Origin of the sequence: Sphingomonas sp. R86521, assembly GCF_042466235.1 — a bacterium.
Lineage (GTDB): Bacteria > Pseudomonadota > Alphaproteobacteria > Sphingomonadales > Sphingomonadaceae > Sphingomonas.
In genome coordinates, this window is record NZ_JAXHBY010000001.1 from 3,667,721 (window position 1) to 3,694,033 (window position 26,313).

A 26,313-nucleotide genomic window follows, 5' to 3' on the forward strand; every position below is an offset into this window, starting at 1 on the left:
GGGGACAGGCACGGCCTTTCCCCAGACGAAACACGGTCTTGCGACCGATGCCGCGCAGGTTGCGGCCAATCCGCCAGGGAACTGCAGGGCTGGCGGCACCCCCCGATCATCGCCATACCGCGGCATGGCATCTGACCCGAAAACCGTCGGCTTCATCGTCGACCAACTGGCCGCGGCGGACGTGTCGGCGAAACCGATGTTCGGCGAATACGGCCTGTACTGCGATGGCAGGATGGTCGCGCTGATCTGCGACGATCGACTGTTCGTGAAACCGACCGTCCCCGGACGTGCCTTTGCAGGCACCGTCGAGGAGGCTCCGCCCTATCCCGGGGCGAAGCCGTGCCTGGTGGTGGATCCCGATCGCTGGGACGACAATGATTGGCTGTCGGAGCTGGTGCGGATTACCGCTGCGGCCTTGCCGCTTCCCAAGCCTCGTAGCCCGCGCAAGGTTTCGGCCTAACGGGCAAGCAGCGGCGCGTGGCGGTCGACCAGGATCGCGCTGGCTTCGTTGAGGCCGATGACGTCGACACTGGTGCCGTGGCGGCGCATCTTGCCCACCACATCCTCCAGCGCACCGACGGCGGTGACGTCCCACAGATGCGCGGCGGTCAGGTCGATGCGGACCCGGGCGGCGGTGTCGCGCAACTCGAACTGGTCGGCGAAGATGTCGGCACTGGCGAAGAACACCTGCCCCGCGACGGTATAGGTGCGCGTGTCGCTGGCCGCGTCATAGGTGGAGGCAACGGTCATCAGCCGCGTGACCTTGTAGGCGAAGAACACCCCGCTGAGCAGCACGCCGACCGCGACGCCGGCGGACAGGTCGTGCGTCGCGACCGTCACCGCGACCGTCGCCAGCATGACCACGCCCGACACCTTCGGATGGCGCCCCAGATCGCGCAGAGAGCCCCACGAGAAGGTGCTGACCGACACCATGATCATGATCGCGACCAATGCGGCGACCGGCACCTGTGCGACCCAGGGCCGGAGCGGCACCATGACGACGAGCAGGAACACGCCCGCGACCAGAGTCGACAGCCTGCCGCGGCCGCCATAGCGGACGTTGCCGACGGTCTGGCCGATCATCCCGCAACCCGCGATACCGCCGAACAGCCCGGCGGCGAAATTGGCGAGGCCAAGGCCTGTGCACTCGCGCGCCTTCGAACTGCTGGTCTCGGTCATCTCGTCGACGACGCTGGCGGTCATCATCGATTCGAGCAGGCCGACCGCCGCCATCGCGAACGCATAGGGCGCGACGATGCGCAGCGTCTGCCAGTCGAACGGCACCGCCGGCCAAGCGAACGACGGCAGCGACGCCGGCAACCGGCCGAGATCGGCGACGGTGTGGATCGGCATCGGAAACGCGATGCTGATTCCGGTCAGCACGACGATGCAGATCAGCGGCGACGGGATCGCGGTGGTGATCCGCGGCACCAGATAGATGATCGCGAGCCCGCCGGCGATCATCGCATAGGTGTGCCACGACACGCCGAGCATCTGCGGAACCTGCGCCGAGAAGATCAGGATCGCGAGCGCGTTGACGAAGCCGGTACGCACCGACCGCGAGACGAAGCGGAGCAGCACGTCGAGCCTGGCGAGCCCGAACGCGATCTGGAAGACGCCGGCGAGCAGCGTCGCGGCAAGCAGGTATTGCAGGCCGTGCGCGTGGACGAGCGCGGCGACGACGAGTGCGACCGATCCCGCCGCACCCGAGATCATCGCCGGGCGGCCGCCCGCAAAGGCGATGACGATGCCGATCACGAACGAGGCGAACAGACCGACTTCGGGATCGATGCCAGCGACGAAGGAGAAGGCGATGACCTCCGGGATCAACGCGAAGGTGCCGACCATGCCGGCAAGGATGTCGCGGCGCGCTGGCCCGGCGCCGCTGAACCACTCGGCACGATACCGAGCGAACGCTGTATTTGTCATAGGGGTGATAGTCCGCGAAGTTCGCAAAGGCGGGCCGTTCGGCGGCGCGTGGCGGATGCGAATTGCGTTGTCCGGCGGATCGGCGGCCGGAATAGCCACCCGGAATTGCACCGGGTCCATGCGAATGCGAGCGTCCTAGCGCTTTTGCCAGCCCACCGCAACGCGGCGCGGTCGCTGCGCGTTCTGTCGGCATGAGCGACCCCGCCTGGATGTCGAACGCGGTCCGCGCGGCGCGGACCCTGCGCGCGACCACGTTGGGCGAGGCGGGCGCGCGACACTGCGTCTACGTCATCCTGTTGCACGATCCGCGACGGCGCACGCCCGACGGCCTGTATGTCGGCCAGACCGCGCGCGATCCCGACTGGCGGTTCGACCAGCACAAGGCCGGGTACAGGGCGAGCCGTGCGGTGACCCGGTTCGGAATACGGTTGCTCCCCGATCTGGTCGCGCACCTGAACCCGCTGCGGCAATGGGAGTCGCTCGACCTGGAGGCGGCGCTGGCCGAGGCATTTCGCGACGCCGGGGTGCCGTGGGTCGAAGGCGGTCACTGAACAAGCAGACGCGCCGGTCGTTCGGTCGCTGTGCTCGATATTACTCCCGATCCGCGTGCCGCCGGCTGGACACCGAAACGCCTGCTGGTAACGCGGTCGGCGCGGGGCTTCGCGCACGGCCGCGCGATCCTCGACCGGGCGGCGACGCTCGGGGTCGAGATCGTCGAACTCAGCGGCGACCGGCTCAACCTGCCGACCGCGGACGATCCGCGCCGTGCCTATGTCGACGCCAAGGCGACGCTGGCGGTGGTCGTCGCGCCGCCTTCGAAACGCCGGTTCCAGCCGATCGCGCCCAGCGCGGACTGGCGGATGGACCTGGCCGAAGGGTGTCCCGCGCATTGCAGCTATTGCTACCTCGCCGGCTCGCTGAAGGGGCCGCCGATCACCCGCGTCTATGCCAATCTCGACGAGATCTTCGACGCCCTGCCCGCCTATCTCGGCCAGGGCACGATCACCTCGCGCAGCGCGGCGCGGGCGCATGAGGGCACGACGTTCGAGGCCTCCTGCTACACCGATCCGCTCGCGCTGGAGCCGGTGACCGGATCGCTCTCCGCGGCGATCGCGTGGTTCGGGCGCTGGGAGGCCGAGGCGCAGCTGCGCTTCACGACCAAGTTCGCGAACGTCGAACCGTTGCTGGCGATCGACCACAAGGGGCGCACGCGGATGCGCGCATCGATCAACCCGCGCGCCTTTGCCCGGTTCGAAGGGGGCACCGCGCCGGTTGCCGAGCGGCTGCGCGCGTTGCGGCGGATGGCGGAGGCGGGCTATCCGATCGGGCTGACGATCGCGCCGATCATTGCGGCAGACGGATGGCAGCAGGCGTATGGCGCGCTGATCGACGATGCGGCGGCGATGCTGGATATGCCGGGGCTCGATCTGACGATCGAGCTGATCACCCACCGCTACAATCCGGGGTCGAAAGCGGTGCTCGACAGCTGGTACCCCGGCTCGGCGCTCGACATGAGCGGGGCCAACCGGGTGACCAAGCGGACCAAGTTCGGCACCGAGAAGCAGGTCTACGACGCCGACACGATGCGTGCGCTGCGTGGTTTCTTCGAACGGCGGATCGGCGAGGCGATGCCGACGGCGCGGGTGCTGTACTGGACGTAGGCGCGCGTTACGCGGCGCTACCCAGCGGCGACGCGTCGTAGTCCGCCAGCAACGCCGCGACATCGTCGTAGAGCGCGACCGCACCCGCACCGCGCAGCACGTCGTCGGCGAACTTGCCCGATCGCAGGCCGATCGCCGCGACCCCGCATTTGCCCGCAGCCTCGATATCGTACGGCGTGTCGCCGACCACCATCACCTCGGCCGGATCGATGTCGCCGAGCTTTTTCAGCGCAGTGGCGAAGATATCGGGTGCCGGCTTGGTGTTCTCGACATCGTCGCTGCTCGTGGTCTTCTCGACCAGCGCGTTCGCGTCGAGCAATTCGAGATAATGCTCGAGTTCTTCCGCGGAGGCCGACGAGGCGAGAACGACGCGCTGTCCGGTGGCGTGCGAGCGGGCGAGCAAGTCGTGCGCACCGGGAAAGGGTTTCGCGGTCTTCAGATACTTGGCCTTGAAGATCGCGCCATGCGCATCGCCGAGCGACTCCACCGCGTCGTCATCCAGGTCGGGCAACAGCGTCGGGACCAGCATATCGGTGCCCTTGCCGATCTGGTCGTGGATCGTCTGTCGGTCGAAGCTGGCGCCGATCCCCGCGAACGCCTCTTCCCAGGCCAGCACGTGCATCTCGTTGCTGTCGACCAGCGTGCCGTCGATGTCGTAGAGTATCGCGGTGATCGGCATGGTCGTTCCCTTGTTGGCGGCGTGCGCGCATGATGATGCCACCACCAGCGAGCGAGTCGGTCGCAGAGTTCCGGATCGTTCGGCGTAACCGACTGTTATGTCAGGATGCGTTCACATCGGATAAGGTACGGACACGACATGATACGTACTCTGTTCTTAGCGGCGATCATGGTCGCAGCGCCCGCCATCGCCGCCAAGCGCGATACGCCCGACCAGCAACTGACCAAGCTGCTCGCGGGTCGCGTCGCCGGCAAGCCGACCAACTGCATCACGCTGTCCGGCACCCAGTCCAGCCAGATCATCGACGGCAAGGCGATCGTGTACCGCGTCGGCAGCCGGCTCTACGTCAACACGCCCCGATCGGGTGCGGAGTCGCTGAACGACGACGATATCCTCGTCACCCGCACGATCGGCTCGCAACTGTGCAGCATCGATACCGTCAACCTGATCGACCGAGGCTCGCGTTTCCAGCGCGGCTTCGTCATCCTCGGGCCGTTCGTGCCGTATGAGCGGGTCAAGACCGGCAACTGACCGGGCCGCGGCACGGCTAACTGGTTAATTTAGGTCAACGGACGGGTACTTTCCGCTCACGTGAACGTTCGGGGTGGCAGAGGCCTGGCGCATACCGCCCACGCCGCCCCCGACTTCCGGAGACGAACCGATGCGCGCACTTGTTTGGCATGGAAAAGGCGATGTTCGCGTGGACACCGTCAAGGATCCCGAGATCCAGCATCCGCGCGATGCGATCATCAAGGTCACAGCCTGCGCAATCTGCGGCTCCGATCTTCACCTGCTCGACGGGTATCAGCCGACGATGAAGGCCGGCGACATTCTCGGCCACGAGAACATGGGCGAAGTCGTCGCGCTGGGGTCGGAAGTCACCAATCTGAAGATCGGCGACCGCGTCGTGGTGCCGTTCACGATCAGCTGCGGCGACTGCTTCTTCTGCCGCAAGGGGCTGTTCTCGGCCTGCGAGCGTACCAACCCGAACGCCGAACTGGCGATCAAGGCGATGGGCCATTCGCCCGCCGGGCTGTTCGGGTTCAGCCACATGCTGGGCGGCTATTGCGGCGGCCAGGCCGAATATCTGCGCGTGCCGATGGCCGATATCGGCCCGATCAAGGTGCCCGACAACGTCAGCGACGAACAGGCGCTGTTCCTGTCGGACATCTTTCCGACCGGCTACATGGCCGCCGAGAATGCACAGATCGAGGAAGGCGACACCGTCGCGATCTGGGGTTGCGGACCGGTCGGCCAGTTCGCGATTCGCTCGGCGCTGATGCTGGGTGCCGGCCGCGTCATCGCGATCGACGAGCTGCCCGAGCGGCTGGCGATGGCCGAGGCTGGCGGTGCCGAGACGATCAACTTCGCCGAAGTCGACAGCGTCTATGACGAACTGCAGTTCCGCACCAAGGGTCGCGGTCCCGACAGCTGCATCGATGCGGTCGGTGCCGAAGCATCGGGCCACGGCGCGGTCGATGCGGTGATCGACAAGGTGAAGGCGGCGACCTTCCTCGCGACCGACCGCGTCCACGTGCTGCGCGAGGCGATCATGAGCTGCCGGATGGGTGGCACGGTGTCGATCCCCGGCGTCTATGTCGGGATGGGCGACAAGATCCCGATCGGCGCGATGATGAACAAAGGGCTGACGATCAAGACCGGGCAGACGCACGTCCAGGCCTATACCAAGCCGCTGCTCGCACGGATCGAGGCGGGCGATATCGACCCGAGCTTCGTCGTCACGCACCCCGCCAGCCTCGAGGATGCGCCGGAGATGTATCGGAAATTCCGCGACAAGGAAGACGGCGTGATCAAGGTCGTGCTGCGTCCCTGAACCGACTTGCAAACCGAGGAGTGACACGATGACAGACAAGGTTCCGACCCCCGTCAGCGGCAATCCGGACAGCAAGGGGGCGCCGGACGGCGTCTCCGGCTCTCCGCGCGGCACCGACCGCGATATCGATGGCCGCAAGGGTGGCGGGGAGAGCGAAGGCGGCGCCTATCCCAATCCGCACACCGGCAAGGCGCCCGAGGGCGGCGGCTTCATGGGCCATGGCGGGCAGACCGAGATGGCCTATCATGGCGGCGGACAGGCCGGAGACGACGGCGGCAGCGCGCCCAACGCCGTGACCGGATCGAACGGCGACGGCGATGTGGACGGCAGCACGGGCGTTGCGCAGCCCGAACCCGCTGATCGCGACGTGCAGACCGACGGCGGCACCGTCGCGGTCGAGGAGACGTCCGGCACCGCCGCCGCGGAGGCGACCGGCAAAGTCGGCACCGACGCGGCGTACGACGACGAACAAAAGCACCCCGGTTCGGGCTGACCATAGCTGTGAAACTGAAGCCGATCCGCGATCAGGTCGTGGTCATCACCGGTGCGTCGAGCGGTATCGGTCGCGCGACCGCGCTGATGGCCGCCTCCTGCGGTGCCACCGTGGTGCTCGCCGCGCGCGGCCGGGATGCGCTTGATACGCTCGCCGCAGAGATCGCGGCGAGCGGCGGCCATGCGGTCGTCATCGCTTGTGAAGTGTCCGACCCGGAATCGATCGCCCATCTGGCGACGGAAGCGGTGTCACGCTGCGGCCGGATCGATACCTGGGTCAACAATGCCGGCGTCGCGATCGCAGCCCGGCTCGAGGACCTGCCGCTCGCCGACGCGCGGCGGTTGTTCGACGTCAATTTCTGGGGCGTCGTCAACGGCAGCCTCGCGGCGCTGCCGCATCTCGAACGGCAGGGTGGCGCGCTGATCAATTTGGGCAGCTTCACGTCGGATGTCGCCGCGCCCTATATGGGGATGTATTCGGCGTCGAAGGCGGCGATCAAGGGCTATACCGACGCGCTCCGGATCGAACTGAAGATGGATGCGCGCCCGATCTCGGTGACGCTGATCAAGCCCGCGCCGATCGCCACGCCGGTGTTGCAGCACCAGCGCAATCTGCTTGACCGTCAGGCGACGATGCCGCCGCCGTTCTACCGGCCCGAGGATGTCGCACGGACGATCCTGTATGCCGCCGAACATCCGGTCCGCGACCTGTTCGTCGGCGGCGCCGCGCGGTTCGGCAGCGTGTTCGGGCAGATGCTGCCGGGTCTCGCCGATGCGGGCGCGGCGTTGTTCGCGCGGCAGATCTTCAAGACGCGCAAAGCCCCCGCCGATCGGCCCGACAATCTCTACACGCCCGGCACGCCTGCAACGACGACGGGCGACACCCACGGCCATATCGCCAGGCCCAGCCTGTATACGGCGATGCGGACGCGTCCCGGAACCAGCGTGGCGATTGCCGGCGCGATCCTGACGCTAGGGTTTATCGGCAGGGTCTCGCGCCGGACGTAAGGCCCTTGCCTGCCTCTGTCCGGCTCACGGCGAAGGCGGCATCCGCGGTCGCTCCTGCGGCGACGGCCGGAGCAGGTCGTCGACGCGGGAGGCCAGGTCGACCTGGCGGAACGGCTTGGCTAGGCGCTGGACGTCGACCGGAACGTCCTCGCCGGCGGCGGCGTAGCCGGTCACCAACAACGCCGGGATCCGCACCCCGGTCGCGCGCAGTTCGTGGATCAACTGGCCCCCGGTCATGCCCGGCATCAGGTAATCGCTGACCAGCACATCGGCGTCGAGCCCAGACCGAACCGCCGCCAGCGCCTGCGTCGCCGATCCCATCTCGATCACGGTATAGCCGATGTCGCGCAGCATGTCGGCCGTGGCTGCGCGGACCAGTTCCTCGTCGTCGACCAGCAACACGGTCGCGGCGCGGCGCGCGACGACGGGTTCGGCGACCAGCTCGCCGGTCTCGGCGGGCGCTTCCTCGGTCGCGGGCAGCCACAGTTCGACCGAGGTTCCCGCTCCCGGCGTGCTGGTCAGCGTCAGCGTACCGCCCGATTGCGCGGCAAGCCCGTGGACCATCGACAGGCCCAGCCCGGTGCCCTTGCCGACGCCCTTGGTCGAGAAGAACGGCTCGGTCGCGCGCGCCAGCGTTTCCTGGTCCATCCCGGTCCCGGTATCGGCGGCGAGCAACCGGATATAGCGGCCCGCCTTAAGCCCCACCGCATTGCGCGCATCGACCGCGACTTCGCTGACACCCAGCGTCAGTCGCCCGCCCGATGGCATCGCATCGCGCGCGTTGATCGCCAGGTTGAGCAGCGCGAGTTCGAGCTGGTTGGGATCGACCCGCGCCGATGACAGGTCGCGGGGCAGGTCGAGCACCACGTCGATCGACGGCCCCAGCGAGCGCCTGACCAGGTCGACGATGCCGTCGATCAGCGCGCCGATATCGACCGCGCGCGGCTGCAGCGACTGGCGGCGGGCGAACGACAACAGCCGCTGCGTCAGTGTCGCGGCGCGGTCTGCCGCCTGCAACGCACCCGCGATCATCCGCTGGGTGCGCTCATCCTCCTTGTAGCGACGGCGCAGCATGTCGAGGCTGCCGACGATCGGGGTCAGGAGGTTGTTGAAATCGTGCGCGACACCGCCGGTCAGCTGGCCAATCGCATCCATCTTCTGCGCCTGTGCGAGTTGCGCGTCGGCGTCCTTGCGGTCGGTGACATCGGAGACGACACCGGTCATCCGCGCGGGTATTCCGTCGCCGTCGTAACGCACGCGCCCTTTGGCGACGATCCAGCGATGGCTGCCGTCGGCCGCGGTGATGCCGCATTCGACGTCGAGCGCGCCGCTCTTCAGCGCGGCGGCAAAGGCGTCCGCGACCTCGTCGCGCTGGCCCGCATCGACATGCTCCAGGAACGTGTCGACGTCCCAGTGATCGAGCGGGCCATCATAGCCGAAGATTTCGTCGTGGCGCGACGTACGGCGGGCATCGCCGCTGGCGAAGTCGATGTCCCAGCTTCCCATGCCGGCCGCATCCAGCGCGACCTCCAGGCTGTCGCGCGCATCCTCGAGTTCGGCGGTCCGCTCGACGACAGCGCGTTCCAGCGTCACCGCCGAATCCCGCACCTCGTACTGCCGGTTTCGCGCCTTCACCGCCGATCGCACCGCACCCAGCATCGCCTCGGCATGGAGCGGCCGTTCGAGCAGCACGACGTTGCCGAGTTCGGCGAGCCGGTTCGAGGCGACCACGGTACGCGGCGCGCGCGAACCATTGGCCAGCACCACGAACGGAACGTCGGACCATGCGGGCTGATTCGCGACCCAGTCGGTCAGTGCGGTCACGCCGACGGTCGCCAGCGATTCCTCGGTAAGCATCACGACGCCAGCGGCTTCGTCCAACTCTCGTACCAGCGCGGGCAGGTCGTCGCAGATATCGGCCCGGATCGCGTTGCGGGCCAGCAGGTCGGATGCGATCGCGGCGTCGCGACCGCGCGGTGCGAGAATGAGAACCCGGTCCTTCATTCTAAACGTGCGACGTCATCGGTCCGTCTGCCTGATCATCAACGTCGTTCCCTCGCCCAAAAAGGTCGGCGCGCCGGTCAGCACGCCCTGGAACTGCCGAAGCGGTTCGCCGACCTGCAACCCGTTGCTACCAATCTGAAACTCCCGGATCGTCCTTTCGTGCCGTGCGGTGCGCGTCTTGATCACCGATATCGACTGCCGCACCTCGCCGTGCGCCTCAAAATAGCGCAGCTGGACGACGGTATCGGACAGATAGCTGAGGTCGACGTCGGAGCGGATATCGCCCATCACGCCGTGCAATCCCAGGATCAGCAGGCTGACGATGCCCTTTTGACCGAGATAGGTCAGCATCTCGTGCATCTGCAGGATCAGGAACTGTTCGTTGGGCATCGCCTGCAGATAGGCGTTGAGGCTGTCGACCACGACGAGCGTGGACCCGTGATCCTCGACCGCGTTGCGGATCGCGTTCGCGAACTCGCCGGGCGACATTTCCGCCGGGTCGATCGCGCGCAGTTCGAGATCGCCGGTGTCCAGAAACGGCTTCAGGTCCATGCCGAGCGCCGCGCTGCGCTTCAGCAGCGTCGGCAGGCGTTCGTCGAACAGGAAATACGTCGCCCGCTCGCCGCGCTTGAGCGCCGCGACCATGCACTGCACCGAGGCTGTGGTCTTGCCGACGCCGGCGGGTCCGGTCAGCAACGTCGCAGTGCCGGGCACCAGCCCGCCGCCGAGCAGCGCGTCCAGCTCGACCGAGCCGCTCGTCACCGGCCCCCCGCCATCGGCGACGCCGTGGTCCGACGCGACCAGCCGCGGATAGACGCACAGCCCGCCGCGCTCGATCTCGAAATCATGATAGCCGCCGCGGAACCGCACGCCGCGCATCTTGACGACGTGGAGGCGGCGACGCTGCGCGCCGAACCCAGCCAGCGTCTGTTCCAGCGAGATCACGCCGTGCGCGATGCTGTGCAGCTGCAGGTCGTTGCCGGTGGTCGTCTTGTCGTCGAGGAACAGCACGGTGCAGTGCCGGGTCGAGAAGAAGTGCTTCAACGCGAGGATCTGGCGGCGATAGCGGATCGGGCTCTGCGCGAGCAGGCGGAGTTCGGACAGGCTGTCGAGCACCACGCGCGTGGGCCGGACCTCGTCGACCTTGGCCATGATGTCGCGCACGGTCTCGCCCAGCTCGACTTCGCTGGGGTGGAGCAGCGTCTGTTCCTGGTCTTCACCGAAGCCGTCGGCGGGCACCATCTCGAACAGGGTCAGGCTGTCGAGCGACCAGCCATGCGTCTTGCCGACCGCGCGCAGCTCGACCTCGGTCTCCGCCAGCGTGATGTACAATCCGGTCTCGCCGATCGCGGCGCCCGCGAGCAGGAAGCCAAGGCCGAGCGTGGTCTTGCCGGTGCCGGGCGTCCCCTCGATCAGGTACATCCGATCCGGTGTAAGCCCACCGTTGAGAATATCGTCCAGCCCGGCGATGCCGGTCAGCGCCAGCGCGGGCAATGGGTCGTGCGACACTATCGTTTCCTTGATCCGTATTGGCCGCAGGTTCGATTTACGTCCGCGCCTAGACGGACATAGGATAGATGTTCGCGTCACGCAAAAGCATGCACTCTATTTCAGGTGCTTGTCGCTAAATTCTGATGAACACCGGGACCACGCTGCCGTTTATTCGATCTCTTCCAGGACGTCCCGCACCCGCCGGACGCGTTCGGCGGGATCGGCGATCGCCTCCGTCAGCAGCCAGCGACCGTTCTTCTCGACCAGCCCGGTCGGCGCCGCAGCACCCGGCGTCCGCGGCGTCAGCGCGATCGCCGCCTGCCCCGCGTCGATCCGACGGATGCCGATCGCGCGGGCCATTGCGCGGATGCGGGCGACGTCCAGCAGATCACGCGCCGCCGCCGGGACCAAACCGAACCGATCCTCCAGTTCCGCCTCGAACGCATCGAGCGCGGACCCGTCCGGCAACCGCGCCAGCCGCGCGTACAGCGCCAGCCGCACGCCCAGATCGGGAATCCACGTCTCCGGCAGGCACCCCGACAGTTCGAGATGCAGTTCGGGCACCCACAGGTCGACCGCCTCGCCCCGTGCCGCCCGCAGCGCGTGCGCCATCAAATGCTGGTACAGATCGGTACCGATCAGCTTCATGTGCCCGGCCTGCGCTTCGCCAACCAAGTCGCCAGCGCCGCGCAGGTCAAGGTCGCGCGCGCTGATCGCGAACCCCGCGCCCAGCCGGTCGAACGCCTGCAGCGTACGCAGCCGCTTCAGCGTCGCGTCGGCGATCGTCGCGCCGGCCTCGGTGGTCAGCAACACCTGCCCGCGCCTTCCGCTGCGCCCCACCCGCCCGCGCAACTGGTGCAGCTGCGACAGCCCGAAGCGATCGGCATGGTGGACGATCATGGTGTTGGCGCGCGGGACGTCCAGCCCGGCCTCGATGATGTTGGTCGCGAGCAGCACGTCGCCGCGGCCGCCCGCGAACGCGACCATCGCATCGTCGAGCTCGCCCGCCGGCATCTTTCCGTGCGCGGTGACGATGCGGAGTTCGGGGACCAGCCGCGCCAGCGTCTCGGCGAGCGGGTCCATATCCTCGATCCGCGGCACCACGACGAAGCTTTGGCCGCTGCGCCCGCGTTCGCGCAGCAACGCGGTACGCACCGTCGCATCGTCGAACGTCGCGACCGACGTCCGGATCGGCTGGCGGCGCGCGGGCGGCGTCGCGATCACCGATATCGTCTGCAGCCCGACCATCGCGGATTGCAGCGTGCGCGGGATCGGTGTCGCGCTGAGCGTCAGGACATGTCCCGCGCCCAGCCCGTGCAGCTTTGCCTTGTCGGCGGCCCCGAACCTTTGCTCCTCGTCGATCACGACCAGCGCGAGGTCGTGATACTCGACCCCCTTGCCCGCGACCGCGCCGGTACCGACGACGACACCGATCGACCCGTCGGCGAGACCCGCCTTGACCCGCTTCTTCTCGGCCGGGCTCGAAAGCCGCGACAAGCCGGCCACCGCGACGCCGGTCGCCTCGAACCGGCGCGTGAAGACTTCGAGGTGCTGGCGGACCAGCACGGTGGTCGGCGCGGCGATCACGACCTGCCGTCCGGCCAGCGCGACCAGCGCCGCGGCGCGCAACGCGACCTCGGTCTTGCCGTAGCCGACATCGCCGACGACCAGCCGGTCCATCGGCTTGCCGCTGGCCAGGTCGTCGCGCACAGCAGCGATCGCGCGCGCCTGATCCGGTGTCTCGGTGAACGCGAAGCCATTGGCGAAACGCTCATAGACCGACGGGTCGGGCTCGATCCGATCGGTGGTCCGGGCGTCGCGCGTTGCCGCGATCGCCGCCAGTTCGCGCGCGCTTTCGGCGATCGCCGCGTCGATCGCGCCGCGGCGCTTCTGCCAGCTCGATCCGTCGAGCGCATCCAGAGTCACCGCGTCGGCATCCGCACCGTAGCGCCAGATCCGATCCGCCTCGGTCACGGGCACTAGCCGCCGACCGCCCTTGGCGTAATCGAGCGCGATCGCGTCGCCCTCGGCCAGCGCCTCCAGCCCGGCGATGACGCCGATGCCGAAATCCTCGTGGACGATGACGTCGCCGATCCGCAGTTCGCCGAATTCGCCGAACATCGCGTCGCTGGTCGCGCTGCCGCGCTCGTCCTCGCCGGCCCGTCCGCCGAGCAGGTCGCCACCCGCGACGACGGTCAGGTCGCGGTGAACGAAGCCGCGATCGGCCGGTGCGCACAGCAGCATCGCGCGACCGACGGGTGCCGCGATCGCATCGGTGAAGCTGGCGACGGACTCGGCGACGATCCCTGTCGCCCGCTCAAGCCGCGCCGCGATGAAGCGCAGGTCGCGCGGCGACCCGACCAGCAGCAGCCGGCCATCCTCGACCACGCCCTTGGCGAACCGGCCAAAGGCGCGCGCGGGATCGCGACGCTCGGCGAACCGCGGCGGCGGTGGCGGCGGGGCGTCCAGCGTGACCGTCGCATGCGCAGCGCCAGCCTTGGTCCAGGCCGCATCGTCGATGACCGGCATCGCCACACCGCCCTGGCGCAGCCGCCGCGCCTCCTCGGAAATCGTCAGGAACCGCGTCCGCCGCAGCTCGGCACCAGGATCGGATACCAGCGCCGCGCCCGGCAGATGTGCGAGGATCGACACGCCCGCGGTGATCTCGGGTTCGCTGGCGCGGCCGATCTCGATCCGCTCGACCGGTCCGGTAGTCAGCTGCGTGACCGGATCATAGGCGTTGATCGCGGTGACCAGCCCGTCCGCCACCGAAATGCGCACCGGTTCATCATGGTCGGCGGGAAAGATGTCGATCACGCTGCCGAGGATCGCGACCTCGCCGGGTTCGTCGACGCGGTCGTCCTCGACATAGCCGACCGCGGCCGCGGTTTCGGCAAAGGCGGACAGGTCGATGCCGTCACCGACGCGGATACCCGGCGGCACGGTGTCGAACGCCGAGGGCTCGGCATAGGCGACCGCGGTGGCCTCTGCGGTCGTGACCAGCAGCACCGTAGCGGTACCGACCGCCGCGCGCAACCGGCGCAGCGCCGCGACCCGGCGACCGATATTGCCGGGCGACGCCGGCGTCTCGTCGCCAGGCAGCGCATCGCTCGACGGCAGGTGTATGACGGTCAGCGCAGGCGCCAGTGCCGCGGCGATCGCGGCCACTGCGGTCGCGCGCTGTTCGTCGACGCTCGCGAACAGCACGTCGCCGTTCGCCGCCTGTTCGATCAGCAGCGCGGCAAGAGGTGCGACCGGCAACGGCTCGGGTATGCGTGCCATCAGCGGCTGACCTTGCTCTCGGCATAGCGCCGACAATGTTCGAGATATCCGGTCTCGTGCCGCCCGGCGAGCGCGACGATGCTGTCCCACAACCACGACGGCGCATCGATCGAGCTGCTGCGACCGCGATCGAGCGCGGCGGCCCATTCGTGCCGCGTCGCATCGTCCATCTGCCGCGCATGCGCCTTGCCCACGACGAACGACAGATATCGCGCGGCCTTCACCGCCTGGCCACGGCTGAACTGTTCGACTTCGAGCTTCAAATCCTGCGGCGCGAGTTCGCGGACGAACACCGAATGATCGAGCAGCCGCGCCGCGACCATTCGTCCACCGAGATACGGCGACAGCGCGCGGGCGGCAGCGACGACGCGCTCCGCCGGCTCGTCGGGCATCACCGCGCCCTTCGCCGACGGTGCCAGCGGCGCGATCGCCTGCTTCACGTCGATCAGCGCATGGTCGACGCGCTTGCCCTCGCGCAGCGACGCGATCGCGGCGACCCGCAACAGCCCGAGCGAGCTGCACCCCTTCATCCAATAGGCCGCGTCGACCAGACCGACTTTCCGATCGCCCGAGCGGCCGTCGAGACCGACGATCATGTCCGCGACCTGCCGGTCCTCGACCAGCCGCGCTACGCCGTCGCGCTCGCGCGCCTCGAGCGGCCAGAACTTCGCGCCCAGCGGGATGGTCGCCGCGACGTCTTCGAGCCGTTCGCGCGCCAGATGCCGCCAGCGCCGGCCGAGCGCCCGCCGCCGCACGCTGCGCACCGCATCGGGCTCGGGGCCGGCATCGTCGCCGGGATCGCGCATCGCCGCGCCATAACCGTCGACCATTTCCTCGACCATGTGCGCCGTCGTGATGCCGGGCAGGTCGGAGCCGCGCGCCGCGGTCGCCAGCGACAGGCCGAGCCGGATCAGGTCGTGCGCGGGATTGCCGATCACCGCCTGGTCGAGATCGCGGATCTGCACCGCGACCTTGCCGTCACGGTCGACGATCGGGCCCAAATTGCCGAGATGGCAGTCGCCGCAGATCCACACCGCCGGCCCCGCGGGGATCCGTTTCGACGCCTTTTCCTCTGCCAGCCATTCGTAGAATTTGCGGGTATTGCCGCGCACATAGGCATGCGCCGACCGCGCCATCTTCAGCGCACGGGTACGGTCGAGCAGGTCTGCACGCTGCTCGGGCGACGGCATCTTCATCACTATGCTTTCGGGAACGGAGGCACCGCGGTTGAACGCCGCACGCGGGAAATAGGTACGGCGCTTGCTGCAAATCAGGACGAATTCGCAGCTGTCACGGCCAAGATCGGCGGGTCGCCGCGCAACGGTTCCCGCCGCCAGCCTATTCGGTCATCGTTGTTACCTCCGACCTTCATCCGGAATGGCTTCGTCTGCGTGGTCGAAACGTAACTACATTCAAAATCGATATAATCTGCTTAAATTTCCGTGGCTTAATTAACTAGTAGCGGTTGTGACAAATTTTTTACATTTAAAATGCTTTTCAAGTCCAGTTGTTGGTTGAACGACAACTCTCTTGAGGTTAGGGCTCGGCTAACCAATGGAGTGACTCATGTCCGAAGATAACACCGATCTCAGCGCCGTCGAACTCGCTACCGAACTGACGATTGCTTGGCTGGGCAACCCCAATACCCGCATTTCGGCGGAAGAGGTTCCGGTGTTCCTCGGCAAGATGCATGACACGCTGTCGTCGCTGCTCGACACTTCGGTCGAAGCGGAACCGGTCGAAGCGCCGACCGAGTACACGCCTGCGGTCACCGCGCGCAAATCGCTGGCGTCGAAGGATCACATCATCTCGATGATCGACGGTAAGTCCTACAAGACCTTGCGCCGCCACCTGGCGACGCACGGCATGACGCCCGCCGAGTACCGCGAACGCTATGGCCTCAAGCCGGACTACCCGATGGTCGCAGAGAACTATTCGGAAAGCCGCCGCGCGATGGCCAAGAAGATCGGCCTCGGTCGCAAGCCGGGCGCCCGCAAGGCAGATACGGCCCCCGCAAACGCCCCTGCAGCCGCCGCGCCGACCCCACGCAAGCGCAAGGCCGCGGCGACCGCCGAATAAGCGCGTTGATCCGTAACGGACGAAAAGGGCCGGCGGGGACTCCCCGCCGGCCTTTTTGTTTGTCCGACATTTACGCGCCGATCGCGCCCCAACTCAGCCTCTGCTCAGCTGCGAAAACTGCCCCGTCGGTACAGCAAGGTGATCGCCACGCGCCGATTCCGCGGATCGGTCGGGCTGTCCGTGATCAGCGGCTCGCGGTCGGCCACCCCTTCGATGCGCTCGAACCGCTGTTCGGGCGTGCCGCCCTGCAACAGCCGCCGCCGCGTCGCCTCGGCACGACCCGAGGACAGCATCCAGTTGTTCATCGCGCGCGGATCGCCGTACGGCACCGCATCGGTATGCCCGCGGATCATGATCGGGTTGGCGGAGCTGCGGATCGTCTCGGCGATCATCCCGATCAGTTCGCTGGCCTGCGGGTCGAGCGCCGTGGTGCCGATCGCGAACATCGAATAGTCCGCGTCGTCGACCAGATCGATGCGCATGCCGTCCTGCGTCGGCACGAAGCGGACATGGCTCGATAGCCGCGCCAGTTTCGGCGACTTGGCGATCTCGGACAGGACCTTGCGCCGCATCGTCTCGAAGTTCTGGCGATCCTCGGCCGCGAGCGCCTGGTTGTTGAGCGAACCCTTGTCCCCGGTGCCGTTCTTGGCGCCGCCCTGCCCGGCCACCGGCAGCGCGATCGACTGCATCGTGGTCTGGCCGGCATTGGGACCGAGCTTGTTCTGGCTCAGGACGGATTCGCCGCCGAACAGTCCGCCGCCGCCGACACCCAGCGACCGGGTGTCGAGCAACGTCGGCGCGAAGTAATCGGCGATACCCTTGCGCTGCTTCTCGGTGGTCGCGCCCAGCAACCACAACAGCAGGAAGAACGCCATCATCGCGGTCACGAAGTCGGCATACGCGACCTTCCATGCACCGCCGTGATGGCCGCCATGGCCTTCGATATAGATCTTCTTGACGATGATCTTGGGCGGCACGTTCGCCCCGTGCGGCGCGCGCGCCATCTCAGCGGCCCCTCAGCCCGTCGAACACCTCGGCGAAGCCGGGCTGGTTGCTGTGCGCGATGCCCGAGCGCGCGGCCTCGATCACCAGCGGCTGCGGGTGGCCGTGCAACGAGGCGATGATGATCTGCTTGACCACGCCGTAGATCGCGGCGTCGGCATCGATCACCTGCTTCAGCCGGTTGGCGAGCGGTCCGACGATGCCGTACGCCAGCAGCACGCCCATGAACGTGCCGACCAGCGCCGATCCGATCATCGCGCCGAGGATCGACGGCGGCTTGTCGATCGACCCCATCGTCTTGACGATACCCAGCACCGCGGCGACGATGCCGAGCGCCGGCAGTGCGTCCGCCAGGCTGGTCAGCGTACCGTGCGGCCCCTCGACCTCGTGGTGGTGCGTCTTGATCGCATTATCCATGACTTCCTCGACCGCGTGCACGTCGAGCGTGCCCGACGACACCACGACCAGGCGCAGCGTGTCGGCGATCAGGTTGACCAGCGAATGGTCCTTCAGCAGCTTCGGATATTCCGCGAACATCGCCGACGAGTTCGGATCCTCGACATGCGGTTCCAGCGCCATCGGGCCGTCCATCCGCAGCATCTTCATCAGCTTTGACACCAGGAAGATGACGTCGAGATAATCCTGCTTGGTGTATTTGGGGCCCTTGAAGACCTTTGCGAGCCCGCCGCCGACGGCCTTCAGTTCCTTTGCCGAGTTGCCGATGATCAGCGCGCCGACCGCGGCGCCGCCGATGATCAGCATTTCGTGCGGGATGGCCTCCATGACGGGGCCGAGCGCACCGCCGGTGAAGGCGAACCCGCCGAACACCATAACGAGCAGGACGACGAGGCCGATCGCGGCAAACATGGTTCAGAATTCCCCCTGCGCGGTATCGGCTGGTACGCGCGACGTTAACCGGATTTGGTAGCCAATCGGTTACCAAGCCCCTCGATTCAGAAAATCGGGCTCACTTCAGATAATTGAACAGCGACAGCGACGAGAGCTTGGTGAAGCTCGCCGAGGTGGCGTTGAGGATCGTCATCTGCTTCTGCAGCTCGACGGTCGCGGCGACCACATCGGTGTCCTCGATCGAGACCCGGGTATCCTCGCGATCGGTGGCGATGTCCTTTTGCGCCGCCTGCTGCAGATCGACGCGCGCGGCACGAGCCCCGAGTGAAGCCTGCATCGCGGTCACCTGAGTCCCCGCCGCCGACAGGTCGTCGATCGCGGTCGAACCGGTGGTGCCGAGATCCGCGCCCGACTGCAGCGCGGCCGCCAGCCCGGCGATGACGCCCAGCGTATCCTTGTTGCCGACCTTCAACACGCGCGACGCGGTCTCCCCCGCCTGCACGGTCTGCCCGTCGCCGATCGGAATCGGCGAGGGCGTGGTCTCGGCATAGGCATAGCTGCCATCGGCATTCTTGGTGACCGCCGCGGCGCCATTGGCACCCCCGAACAGCGGTTGGCCGCGCAGGTCCTTAATGTTGGCAAGTCCGGCGATGGTGTCGGCGATGCCGGCCAGTTGCTGGCCGATGACCGCGCGCTGCGACGCGTTGAGCGTGCCGTTGTTCGCCTGGATCGCAAGCTCGGACGCCTTCTGCATCTGAACCGTGATTGCGGACAGCGTGGTATCGGCCTGTTGCAGCAACGATCCCGCCATCGTCAGGTTGGCGTCGTACGCCTTGCCGTCGGCGGTGCTGCGGGCCAGGCCTGCGAGCCGCTGATACGCGACCGAATCGTCGGACGGCGCCTGGAACTTCTTCCCCGACGCGATCTGCGTGTTGATCGTGTCGGTCTTGCCACCGGTCGATCCGATCGCGTTGGCGGCGCGGTCATAGAAGATACTGGTCGAAATCTGCATGGTCATGACTGGAACATCACTGGATCTGGAGGATCGACTGGAAGGTCTCGCGCGCGACCTGGATAATCCGGCTCGACGCCTGATACGCCTGCTGGAAGCGCATCAGGTCGACCGCTTCGGTATCGAGCGACACGCCCGACACCGCGTCGCGCGCACTCACCGCGCCGTCGCGGATCGAACTCTGCGCATCGGCGACGGTCTTGCGCTGCGACAGCGCCGCGGCGTTGGTCGCGACCAGCGCGGTGGTGCCGGTCTCGAACCCGCCGCTGGTGCGTACCGCCTGCAATGCGGTCAGGTTGGATGCATCGCGTGCGCTGCCGGTCGCGCTGGCGGCGGCGATCCCGCGCGGGTCGGTCAGCGCGACGCGGATATCGGTCGGCGAGCCGCCGGTCGCGAACAGCGCGGTCCCCGGATTGCCGTCCAGGTCGCGCCCCTGCGTCTGCACGGCGTTGACCTGGCTGGTGAAACTGGTGGCGATATCGCCGAGGGCTGCGGTCGCATCGGCGATCCGCTGCGCCCCGTCCGCGATCCCGGCGAGCGCACCGCCACCGGGCGTCATCGACGTAACCGTCCCCGCGCGGATCACCGCGAACGAGGCCTGGCCCGAACTGCTGCGTTCATAGGCGACGCTGCCCGCTTCGCTGCCGGCGACCAGCACCGGGCCCGAATCGCCACCGATCTTGACGGTCGCGCGCCCGGCCGCATCGGTCGTGACGCTGACATCGACGATCGCGCTCATCTGTTCGAGCAACTGGTCGCGCTGGTCGGCAAGTCCCGCCGCCGCGCCCGACCCGGCCTGCGTCCGCGCCAGCCCGTCATTGACCTTGGCGAGCGCGGCACCCAGCGAACCGAGGCTCTGCGTCGCCTGCGTGGCGGTCGCATCGAGGTTGCTCGCCACCGCGCCGAGCGCCGCGCCGGTCGCACCGAACGCCGCGGCGAGCGAGGTCGCGCCCTCCAGCATCGTCGCGCGTGACGCGGTCGAGGTAGGGTCCGCGGCAAGCGCGGTCGCCGAGTTAAAGAAGCTGGTGAGCTGCGTGCCGACCCGGTTTCCGGTCAGCGCGTTCTGGATACCGTCGAGCCAGGTCGATCCCGCCTCAGTCCGCGCCAAGTCGGAACCCGACGACCGCACCGCGGCATTGCGGAAAGCGTCTGCGGCTCGGTTGATGCTGGTGGCGTTGACGCCGCTGCCGCTGGAACGCGCGGTCGACGTCAGGCTGGTCCCGGATGCGGCGACCTCCTTCAACGAGACCGTACGGCGCGAATAGCCGGCAACGCCGGTATTCGCGATGTTCTCCGACACGGTCGACAGCGCGTTCTGATACGCGTTGACGCCGCTCGCTCCAATCGACAGCAGGTCGCTCATTGTTCAGGCTTTGCCGGAACAGCGTTAAGATCGGATTGAGATTTCGCGAGGAAGGCGGTCATCGCCTCGCCGATTCCCATCGGCGCATGCTCGGCCATCGACTGCGCGACCTGCGCATCCTGCATCTCGGTAAAGGTGTCGATCGCCTTCGAATCGAACAGCGGATCGCTGAGCTTCGCCTGACGCATCGACTTCAGCATCATGCCGTCGAACACCGCCTCGAACTTTTCCCCGGCCTTTTTCAGGTTCTCCGAAGACTTCAGGCGACTCGTGTCGACCGAGGTCCCGCCGGTGGCGCCGATCACGCCGCTCACAGGACGATCAACTCGGCACGCAGCGCACCGGCTACCTTGAGCGCCTCGAGGATCGCGACCAGATCGGCCGGCGACGCGCCGATCGCGTTCACTGCCTTGACGATGTCGGACAGCTTCGGGCCGGGATTGATCAGGAACATCGGACGCTTCTCCTCCTCGACGGCGACACCGGACTTGCGCTGCACCGCGGTCTGGCCCTGGCTGAACGGCGCCGGCTGGACGATCTGCTGGCTCTCGTCGATCCGCACAGTCAGCTTGCCGTGCGTCACCGCGGCCGGGCTGACGCGCACCGCCGAGTTGATCACGACGGTACCGGTGCGCGCGTTGACGATCACCTTCGCGGATGCCTCGGCGGACGTGGCATCGAGATTCTCGATCTCGCTCATCAGCGTCGCGCGGACATCGGCGCCGGCCGGTGCGCGGACCGCGACCGAGACCGCGTCGATCGCCTGCGCGGTGCCGAAGCCGAGCCGCTGGTTGATCGCCGCGGCGACGTTCTGCGCGGTGGTGAAATCGGCGCGCTGCAGGTTGAAGGTCAGCATCGGCGACGTGTCGAACCCGGTGGCGACCGCACGCTCGACCGTCGCGCCCTCGGGGATGCGGCCGGTTGAAGGGATGTTGATGACGATCTTGGAGCCGTCGGCACCCTCGGCACCGAGCCCGCCGACCGCGAGGTTGCCCTGCGCCATCGCGTAGACCTGGTTATCCGCGCCGAGCAGCGGCGTCATGATCAGGCTGCCGCCACGCAGCGACTTCGCCTTCCCCATCGACGCGACGGTGATGTCGAGGCGCTGACCGGGCTTAGCGAACGGCGGCAGCTCCGCGGTGACGAGCACCACGGCGGCGTTCTTCATCGACGGATTGGCGCCGGGCGGCAATTGCAGCCCGAAGCGCGAGGCGACGGCCTTCAGCGACTGCACGGTGTATTCGAGGTTGTCGTCGCCGGTGCCGGGCAGGCCGACGACGATGCCATAGCCGGTCAGCTGGTTGGCGCGGATGCCCTGGAAGCCGCCGAGATCCTTGATCCGGTCGGCCTGCGCGGGCGCGGCGAGCGCCAGCGTGGCGAGCAGCGCGAGAATAAAGCGAATCATCAAAACGGGCTCACGACGGAGAAGAAGCGGCCGAGCCACCCCTGGCGACCGGCGCGTGCGACGTCGCCCTTGCCGGTATAGGCGATCTGCGCGTCGGCGACCCGGGTCGACAGGATGCGGTTATTGGCGTCGATGTCGGCGGTGCGGACCAGCCCTTTGATTTGGACGAATTCGTCGCCGCGGTTGAGCGTCACGCGCTTCTGCCCCTGCACCAGCATGGTACCGTTGGGATAGCTCGCCGCCACCGTCACGGTGATCTCGCCCGACAGCGAATTGGACTGGTCGGCCGCGCCCTGCCCGGTGAAGCCGCGCGTCGCACCGCCCGACAGCGCACCCGATTTCAGGAACGACAACGGACCCGAGACCGGCGGAGTCACGCCGATGCTGCCGTCCGAGTTGAGCTTCGACGCCGACGACTTGCTCGCGGCGGTCCGCTCGACCAGCACGATCGTCAGCGGATCGCCGACCCGGCGCGCGCGCCAGCCTTCGTACAGCGGCGCATAGCCATCGGAGACCTGGAAGATCGACCCGTTGGCGGGCGGCGGCGCCGGCGCGACCAGCGGCGCGTGCGCGGCCGAGAAATCGACCGGAGGTGCCTTTTTGCCGAACAGCCCGGCATCGGCCGGCGACACGACGACGGCGACCAGCGTACCGGCTGCAAGCGCGAAAGAGAGGGTGCGAATGGCCATCAGATGTTCTGGTTGATGTACTTGAGCATGTCGTCGCTCGCCGAGATCATCTTCGAATTGACCTCGTAGGCGCGCTGCGTCTCGATCATGTCGACCAGTTCCTCGACGACGTTGACGTTCGACGCCTCGAGCATGCCCTGGCGGATGTTGCCGCGGCCTTCCTGCCCGGCGATGCCCAGATTGGCCGCGCCGCTGGCTGCGGTCTCGGTCAGATAGTTGTCGCCCTTCGCCAGCAGCCCGGCCGCGTTGGGGAAGCTCGCGACCTGGATCTGGCCGAGCTGCGAAGGCTCGGTCTGGCCGGCGACGGTCGCCGACACGGTGCCGTCGGTGCCGACCGTGATCGCGGTCGCGCCTTCGGGAACGGTGATGCCGGGCTGGACCTGATAGCCCTCCGACGTCACCATCAGGCCCTCGGCGGAGCGCGAGAAATTGCCGGCGCGGGTATAGCCGAGCTCGCCGCCGGGCAGCTGGACCTGGAAATAGCCGTTGCCGTCCAGCGCTAGGTCGAGCGAGTTGCCGGTGGTCGACAGCGACCCCTGGGTGTCGATCCGCTCGGTGCCCTGGACGCGGACGCCGGTGCCGAGGTTCAGGCCGGTGGCGTATTTGGTCTCGGCGGTGCTCGGCGCGCCGGGCGTGGTGACGACCTGATAGGCGAGCGTCTCGAACGCCGCCCGGTCCTTCTTGTACCCGGTGGTGTTCACGTTCGCGAGGTTGTTCGAGATGACGCGCATCCGCATGTCCTGGGCGTCGAGCCCGGTACGTGCGATGTGCATTGCTGCGCTGCTCATGACCTAAATCCCCTAGCTCGGCAGGCGCATCAACGATGCACCGCCCTCGTCCATGTCCTTGGCCGACTTCAACAAATTGGCCTGGACTTCATAATTCCGCTGGTTCTGGATCATGTCGACCAGCGCCTGCGTGATGTTGACGTTCGATCCCTCGAGCGCGCCACCGACGACCTTGCCCTCGGCATCCTCGGGCAGCGCACCGCCGCCCTGGACGTGGAGCAGATTGTCGAGCCCCTTCGAGGTCAGCGACCCCTTGGTGCTGGCGAGTTTCAGCTTGTCGAGGATCTGCGGCGACTTGGCGTCGCCGCCCTCGGGAACGATCGAGATCGTGCCGTCGCCCGAGATCGCGATCGAGGTATAGGGCGGGATCGTGATCGGGCCCGACGATCCGATCACCGGATGGCCGTCGCCGGTCTGCAGCACGCCCGACGGCGCGACCTCGAGGTCGCCGCGACGGGTATAGGCTTCGCCGCCTTCGGGAGCCTGCACCGCGAGCCAGGTGTCGGTGCCGTTCACCGCGACATCGAGCGGACGCCCGGTCTGCTGGATCGCCCCCGGCGAGGTGTCGGACGAGGTCACTTCCTCCGCGGTCGGCGAGCGTGTCTCCAGCGCACCGCCGCCCTTCAGCTCGACCCGGTCGAACACCACGCGATCGGCGCGATATCCGGTGGTCGACACGTTCGCCATGTTGTTGGCGGTGACGGCCTGCGCGGCCATCAACGCCTTCAGACCCGTCGCCGCGGTATAGACCAGCTTGTCCATTTAAAGCCCCCGTCCCCGCTCTATCAGCCCTGGATGTTGAAGATCGTGTCGGTGATCTTGTTCTGCGTATCGAGCGCCTTGCTGTTCGCCTGGAAGTTGCGCTGCGCCGAGATCAGCGCGACGAGTTCCGCGGTGATGTCGACGTTCGACCCCTCCAACATGCTCGACTGCAGCTTGCCGAAGCCGCTGTCGCCCGAACCGCCCATCGTCGGCGCGCCCGAGATGCCGGTCGCGGTCCAGTAATTGTCGCCCTGCTGGCGCAGGCCGGTCGGATCGGTGAAGTTCGCCAGCGCGACCTTGCCGAGCGCCTGGTTGTCGCCGTTCGAGAAGCTCGCGGTGATCACCCCGGCATCGTCGACCGCGACGCTCTGCAGCTTGCCGACGCTGGCGCCGTCCTGGCTGCGGCTGGCGACCGAGAAGGCCGACGACAGCTGGGTCGTGCCGGCGAGGTTCAGCGACATCGTCTGCGCGGTGCCGCCGAGCGGCGTGAACGGATCGAACGCGACCGCCGCGGCAGGCGTGGCGATCTTGCCGGCGCCGTCGAAGGTGACCGGCACGCCGGCCGCGCCACCGGCCTTCAATGCGGTGTCGCCGACATAATTGTACATCGTCCAGGCGTTGACCTGCGTGCTGGTGCCGTCGGCATTCGCGGTCGCGGGGTCGCGGACGAAATAGCTCGTCATCGTCTTTGCATTGCCCGCCGCGTCGTAGATCGTCGTCGCGGTGCTGTTGTTATAGCTCGATGCGTCGAGGCGGCTGAATGTCGTCGTCGCCGGCGCTTTCGCGGCCGAGGTCAGGTTGGTCGCGAGCGTGATCGCCTTGGTCGGCACCGGCATCCCGCTGGTCTCGGGCAGTTGGACGTTGGTCAGCGTGGTGCCGGTGACGCCGCCCGATGCATCGACCGGAAACGCCTGCAGGTAATTGCCCGATGCGTCGGTGATGTTGCGCGACAGGTCGACCTGGAACGCACCGTTGCGCGTGTAGTTGACGTTGCCGCCGGCGCCGTTCGAGCGGACCGTGAAGAAGCTGTCGCCCGAGATGGCGAGATCGAGCGCGGACGAGGTCGCGGTCAGCGAGCCTTCGCCGAACTGCTGGCGGTTGGCCTGCACGACGACGCCGGACCCGACCATGTGGCGCGGATCGAGCGCGACGTTCGACGCGATGACGTCGGCGAACGTCGCCTGGCTCTTCTTGAAGCCGTTGGTCGCGACGTTGGCGATGTTGTGCGAGATCACCGACATGTCGGTCTGTGCAGCCTGGAGCCCGCTCAGCGAAGTGTAGAAAGTCATGGAAGCGTGCTCCTGCTTAGCCGATCGAGCGAACGGCGGAGAGTTGGATCGTGCCGAGGCCGGTCACGGAAAGAACGGGGTTGCCCGTCGCGGGGGTCGAAACCGATTCGACCGGTGCCCACACCAGTGACTTGGCGGCGACGGTCGCGCCGTTGTTGGCGGCGGCGACCTCCACCTTGAACGGGCCCGCGCCGGCATCGGTGCCCGCCGCGGTCTTGCCGTCCCAGTCGTAGTTGACGGTGCCGCCGGTCTGCGCGCCGAGGGACAGCGTCCGCAGCACCGCGCCGTTGGCGTCCGAGATGTTGACGACGACGTCGGTCGCCGCGGCGCCGAGTTCGACCGCACCGGCGATCCCGCCGCTCGACCGCGGATAGGCGGTGCCACCCTCGGTCAGCACGGTCTTGCCGACATAGCCCATCGCATCCGACGACGAGGTCGCGTTGAGCTTGGCGGCGATCGCCTTTAGCGTAGAATTCATGTCGGCGATCCCGGAGGTCGCCGACATCTGCGCCATCTGCGCAACCATCTGGGTGTTGTCGACCGGGCTGAACGGGTCCTGGTTCTTCAGCTGCGCGGTCATCAGCTTGAGGAAGTCGGACTGGTTCAGGCCCTGCGAGTTGCCCGCGGCCGGCGTCGGCGTCGGCGTACTGCGCGAGATGCCCAGGCCGGCCAGGGTGGAGTCGAAATCGCTCATC

Annotated in this window: 25 protein-coding genes and 1 other annotated feature; of the genes, 8 read left to right on the forward strand and 17 right to left on the reverse strand. The window is 67.5% G+C overall.

What is annotated here, in order from left to right:
- Nucleotides 1-124 precede the first annotated feature (124 nt).
- Entirely contained in the window at nt 125-460 is a 336-nt protein-coding gene (locus SJY20_RS16920) for a TfoX/Sxy family protein (protein ID WP_380788203.1), read from the forward strand.
- On the opposite strand, the gene SJY20_RS16925 is transcribed toward SJY20_RS16920, so the two are convergent.
- Nucleotides 457-1,929 carry a SulP family inorganic anion transporter gene (locus SJY20_RS16925; RefSeq protein WP_380788205.1) on the reverse strand — a complete coding sequence of 491 codons (1,473 nt, stop codon included), beginning with the start codon at nt 1,927-1,929 and terminating at the stop codon, nt 457-459. The two genes, SJY20_RS16920 and SJY20_RS16925, sit on opposite strands and share 4 nt — an antisense overlap.
- 65 nt (nt 1,930-1,994) lie before the next feature.
- Nucleotides 1,995-2,050: a sequence feature (sul1 is cis-regulatory element that is thought to sense ions involved in sulfur or methionine metabolism; They are found in Alphaproteobacteria), on the reverse strand.
- Between the two features lie 70 nt (nt 2,051-2,120).
- On the opposite strand from SJY20_RS16925, the gene SJY20_RS16930 reads away from it, so the two are divergent.
- Both SJY20_RS16930 and SJY20_RS16935 read left to right on the forward strand, forming a co-directional pair.
- Nucleotides 2,121-2,480 carry a GIY-YIG nuclease family protein gene (locus SJY20_RS16930; RefSeq protein WP_380788207.1) on the forward strand — a complete coding sequence of 120 codons (360 nt, stop codon included), beginning with the start codon at nt 2,121-2,123 and terminating at the stop codon, nt 2,478-2,480.
- A 30-nt stretch (nt 2,481-2,510) separates the two neighbouring features.
- Nucleotides 2,511-3,590 (forward strand): radical SAM protein, encoded by a 1,080-nt coding sequence (locus tag SJY20_RS16935; protein ID WP_380788209.1) that lies wholly within the window; start codon nt 2,511-2,513, stop codon nt 3,588-3,590.
- 7 nt (nt 3,591-3,597) lie between these two features.
- Here the strand turns inward: SJY20_RS16935 and SJY20_RS16940 are convergent, their stop codons facing one another.
- Nucleotides 3,598-4,269 (reverse strand): HAD family hydrolase, encoded by a 672-nt coding sequence (locus tag SJY20_RS16940; RefSeq protein ID WP_380788211.1) that lies wholly within the window; start codon nt 4,267-4,269, stop codon nt 3,598-3,600.
- Nucleotides 4,270-4,407: 138 nt separating this feature from the next.
- Here SJY20_RS16940 and SJY20_RS16945 point away from each other — a divergent pair, with 138 nt between their 5' ends.
- From SJY20_RS16945 to SJY20_RS16960, 4 genes are all read left to right on the forward strand, one after another.
- Complete coding sequence (locus SJY20_RS16945; RefSeq protein ID WP_380788213.1) at nt 4,408-4,800, forward strand: hypothetical protein; 393 nt, start codon at nt 4,408-4,410, stop codon at nt 4,798-4,800.
- A 130-nt stretch (nt 4,801-4,930) separates the two neighbouring features.
- Nucleotides 4,931-6,103: a zinc-dependent alcohol dehydrogenase gene (locus SJY20_RS16950; protein ID WP_380788215.1), complete on the forward strand. Its 1,173-nt coding sequence runs from the start codon at nt 4,931-4,933 to the stop codon at nt 6,101-6,103.
- Nucleotides 6,104-6,131: 28 nt separating this feature from the next.
- Complete coding sequence (locus SJY20_RS16955; protein WP_380788217.1) at nt 6,132-6,596, forward strand: hypothetical protein; 465 nt, start codon at nt 6,132-6,134, stop codon at nt 6,594-6,596.
- 8 nt (nt 6,597-6,604) lie between these two features.
- Nucleotides 6,605-7,603, forward strand: a complete 999-nt coding sequence (locus SJY20_RS16960) for an SDR family oxidoreductase (RefSeq protein ID WP_380788219.1) — start codon at nt 6,605-6,607, stop codon at nt 7,601-7,603.
- A 24-nt stretch (nt 7,604-7,627) separates the two neighbouring features.
- Here the strand turns inward: SJY20_RS16960 and SJY20_RS16965 are convergent, their stop codons facing one another.
- The 4 genes from SJY20_RS16965 to SJY20_RS16980 form a co-directional block, all read right to left on the reverse strand.
- Nucleotides 7,628-9,607, reverse strand: a complete 1,980-nt coding sequence (locus SJY20_RS16965) for an ATP-binding protein (protein ID WP_380788221.1) — start codon at nt 9,605-9,607, stop codon at nt 7,628-7,630.
- A 15-nt stretch (nt 9,608-9,622) separates the two neighbouring features.
- Nucleotides 9,623-11,116 (reverse strand): ATPase domain-containing protein, encoded by a 1,494-nt coding sequence (locus SJY20_RS16970; RefSeq protein ID WP_380788223.1) that lies wholly within the window; start codon nt 11,114-11,116, stop codon nt 9,623-9,625.
- Nucleotides 11,117-11,266: 150 nt separating this feature from the next.
- The gene (locus SJY20_RS16975) at nt 11,267-14,380 is read right to left on the reverse strand and encodes a helicase-related protein (protein WP_380788225.1); all 3,114 of its coding nucleotides are present in this window, start codon (nt 14,378-14,380) and stop codon (nt 11,267-11,269) included.
- Nucleotides 14,380-15,576 carry a DUF2252 family protein gene (locus SJY20_RS16980; protein WP_380788227.1) on the reverse strand — a complete coding sequence of 399 codons (1,197 nt, stop codon included), beginning with the start codon at nt 15,574-15,576 and terminating at the stop codon, nt 14,380-14,382. Before SJY20_RS16980 ends, SJY20_RS16975 begins: the two co-directional genes overlap by 1 nt.
- A 370-nt stretch (nt 15,577-15,946) precedes the next feature.
- Between SJY20_RS16980 and SJY20_RS16985 the strand changes: the two genes are divergently transcribed.
- Nucleotides 15,947-16,459: a MucR family transcriptional regulator gene (locus SJY20_RS16985; protein WP_380788229.1), complete on the forward strand. Its 513-nt coding sequence runs from the start codon at nt 15,947-15,949 to the stop codon at nt 16,457-16,459.
- 104 nt (nt 16,460-16,563) lie between these two features.
- On the opposite strand, the gene SJY20_RS16990 is transcribed toward SJY20_RS16985, so the two are convergent.
- The 11 genes from SJY20_RS16990 to SJY20_RS17040 form a co-directional block, all read right to left on the reverse strand.
- Nucleotides 16,564-17,463 carry a flagellar motor protein MotB gene (locus SJY20_RS16990; RefSeq protein ID WP_380788231.1) on the reverse strand — a complete coding sequence of 300 codons (900 nt, stop codon included), beginning with the start codon at nt 17,461-17,463 and terminating at the stop codon, nt 16,564-16,566.
- A 1-nt stretch (nt 17,464) separates the two neighbouring features.
- On the reverse strand, nt 17,465-18,328 hold the full coding sequence (gene motA, locus SJY20_RS16995; protein WP_380788233.1) for a flagellar motor stator protein MotA: 864 nt from the start codon (nt 18,326-18,328) through the stop codon (nt 17,465-17,467).
- Between the two features lie 100 nt (nt 18,329-18,428).
- Entirely contained in the window at nt 18,429-19,328 is a 900-nt protein-coding gene (locus tag SJY20_RS17000; RefSeq protein ID WP_380788235.1) for a hypothetical protein, read from the reverse strand.
- Nucleotides 19,329-19,338: 10 nt separating this feature from the next.
- Nucleotides 19,339-20,685 carry a flagellar hook-associated protein FlgK gene (flgK, locus tag SJY20_RS17005; protein WP_380788237.1) on the reverse strand — a complete coding sequence of 449 codons (1,347 nt, stop codon included), beginning with the start codon at nt 20,683-20,685 and terminating at the stop codon, nt 19,339-19,341.
- Nucleotides 20,682-20,999, reverse strand: a complete 318-nt coding sequence (locus SJY20_RS17010) for a rod-binding protein (protein WP_380788239.1) — start codon at nt 20,997-20,999, stop codon at nt 20,682-20,684. The genes flgK and SJY20_RS17010 overlap by 4 nt, the downstream gene beginning before the upstream one ends.
- Complete coding sequence (locus tag SJY20_RS17015; protein WP_380788241.1) at nt 20,996-22,090, reverse strand: flagellar basal body P-ring protein FlgI; 1,095 nt, start codon at nt 22,088-22,090, stop codon at nt 20,996-20,998. The genes SJY20_RS17010 and SJY20_RS17015 overlap by 4 nt, the downstream gene beginning before the upstream one ends.
- Nucleotides 22,090-22,779 (reverse strand): flagellar basal body L-ring protein FlgH, encoded by a 690-nt coding sequence (locus SJY20_RS17020; protein ID WP_380788242.1) that lies wholly within the window; start codon nt 22,777-22,779, stop codon nt 22,090-22,092. The genes SJY20_RS17015 and SJY20_RS17020 overlap by 1 nt, the downstream gene beginning before the upstream one ends.
- Nucleotides 22,779-23,567 carry a flagellar basal-body rod protein FlgG gene (gene flgG, locus SJY20_RS17025; protein WP_380788244.1) on the reverse strand — a complete coding sequence of 263 codons (789 nt, stop codon included), beginning with the start codon at nt 23,565-23,567 and terminating at the stop codon, nt 22,779-22,781. Before flgG ends, SJY20_RS17020 begins: the two co-directional genes overlap by 1 nt.
- A gap of 12 nt (nt 23,568-23,579) precedes the next feature.
- Nucleotides 23,580-24,329: a flagellar basal body rod protein FlgF gene (locus SJY20_RS17030; RefSeq protein WP_380788246.1), complete on the reverse strand. Its 750-nt coding sequence runs from the start codon at nt 24,327-24,329 to the stop codon at nt 23,580-23,582.
- Nucleotides 24,330-24,352: 23 nt separating this feature from the next.
- On the reverse strand, nt 24,353-25,618 hold the full coding sequence (locus SJY20_RS17035) for a flagellar hook protein FlgE (RefSeq protein WP_380788248.1): 1,266 nt from the start codon (nt 25,616-25,618) through the stop codon (nt 24,353-24,355).
- A gap of 16 nt (nt 25,619-25,634) precedes the next feature.
- On the reverse strand, nt 25,635-26,312 hold the full coding sequence (locus SJY20_RS17040) for a flagellar hook assembly protein FlgD (RefSeq protein ID WP_380788250.1): 678 nt from the start codon (nt 26,310-26,312) through the stop codon (nt 25,635-25,637).
- Nucleotide 26,313 lies beyond the last annotated feature (1 nt).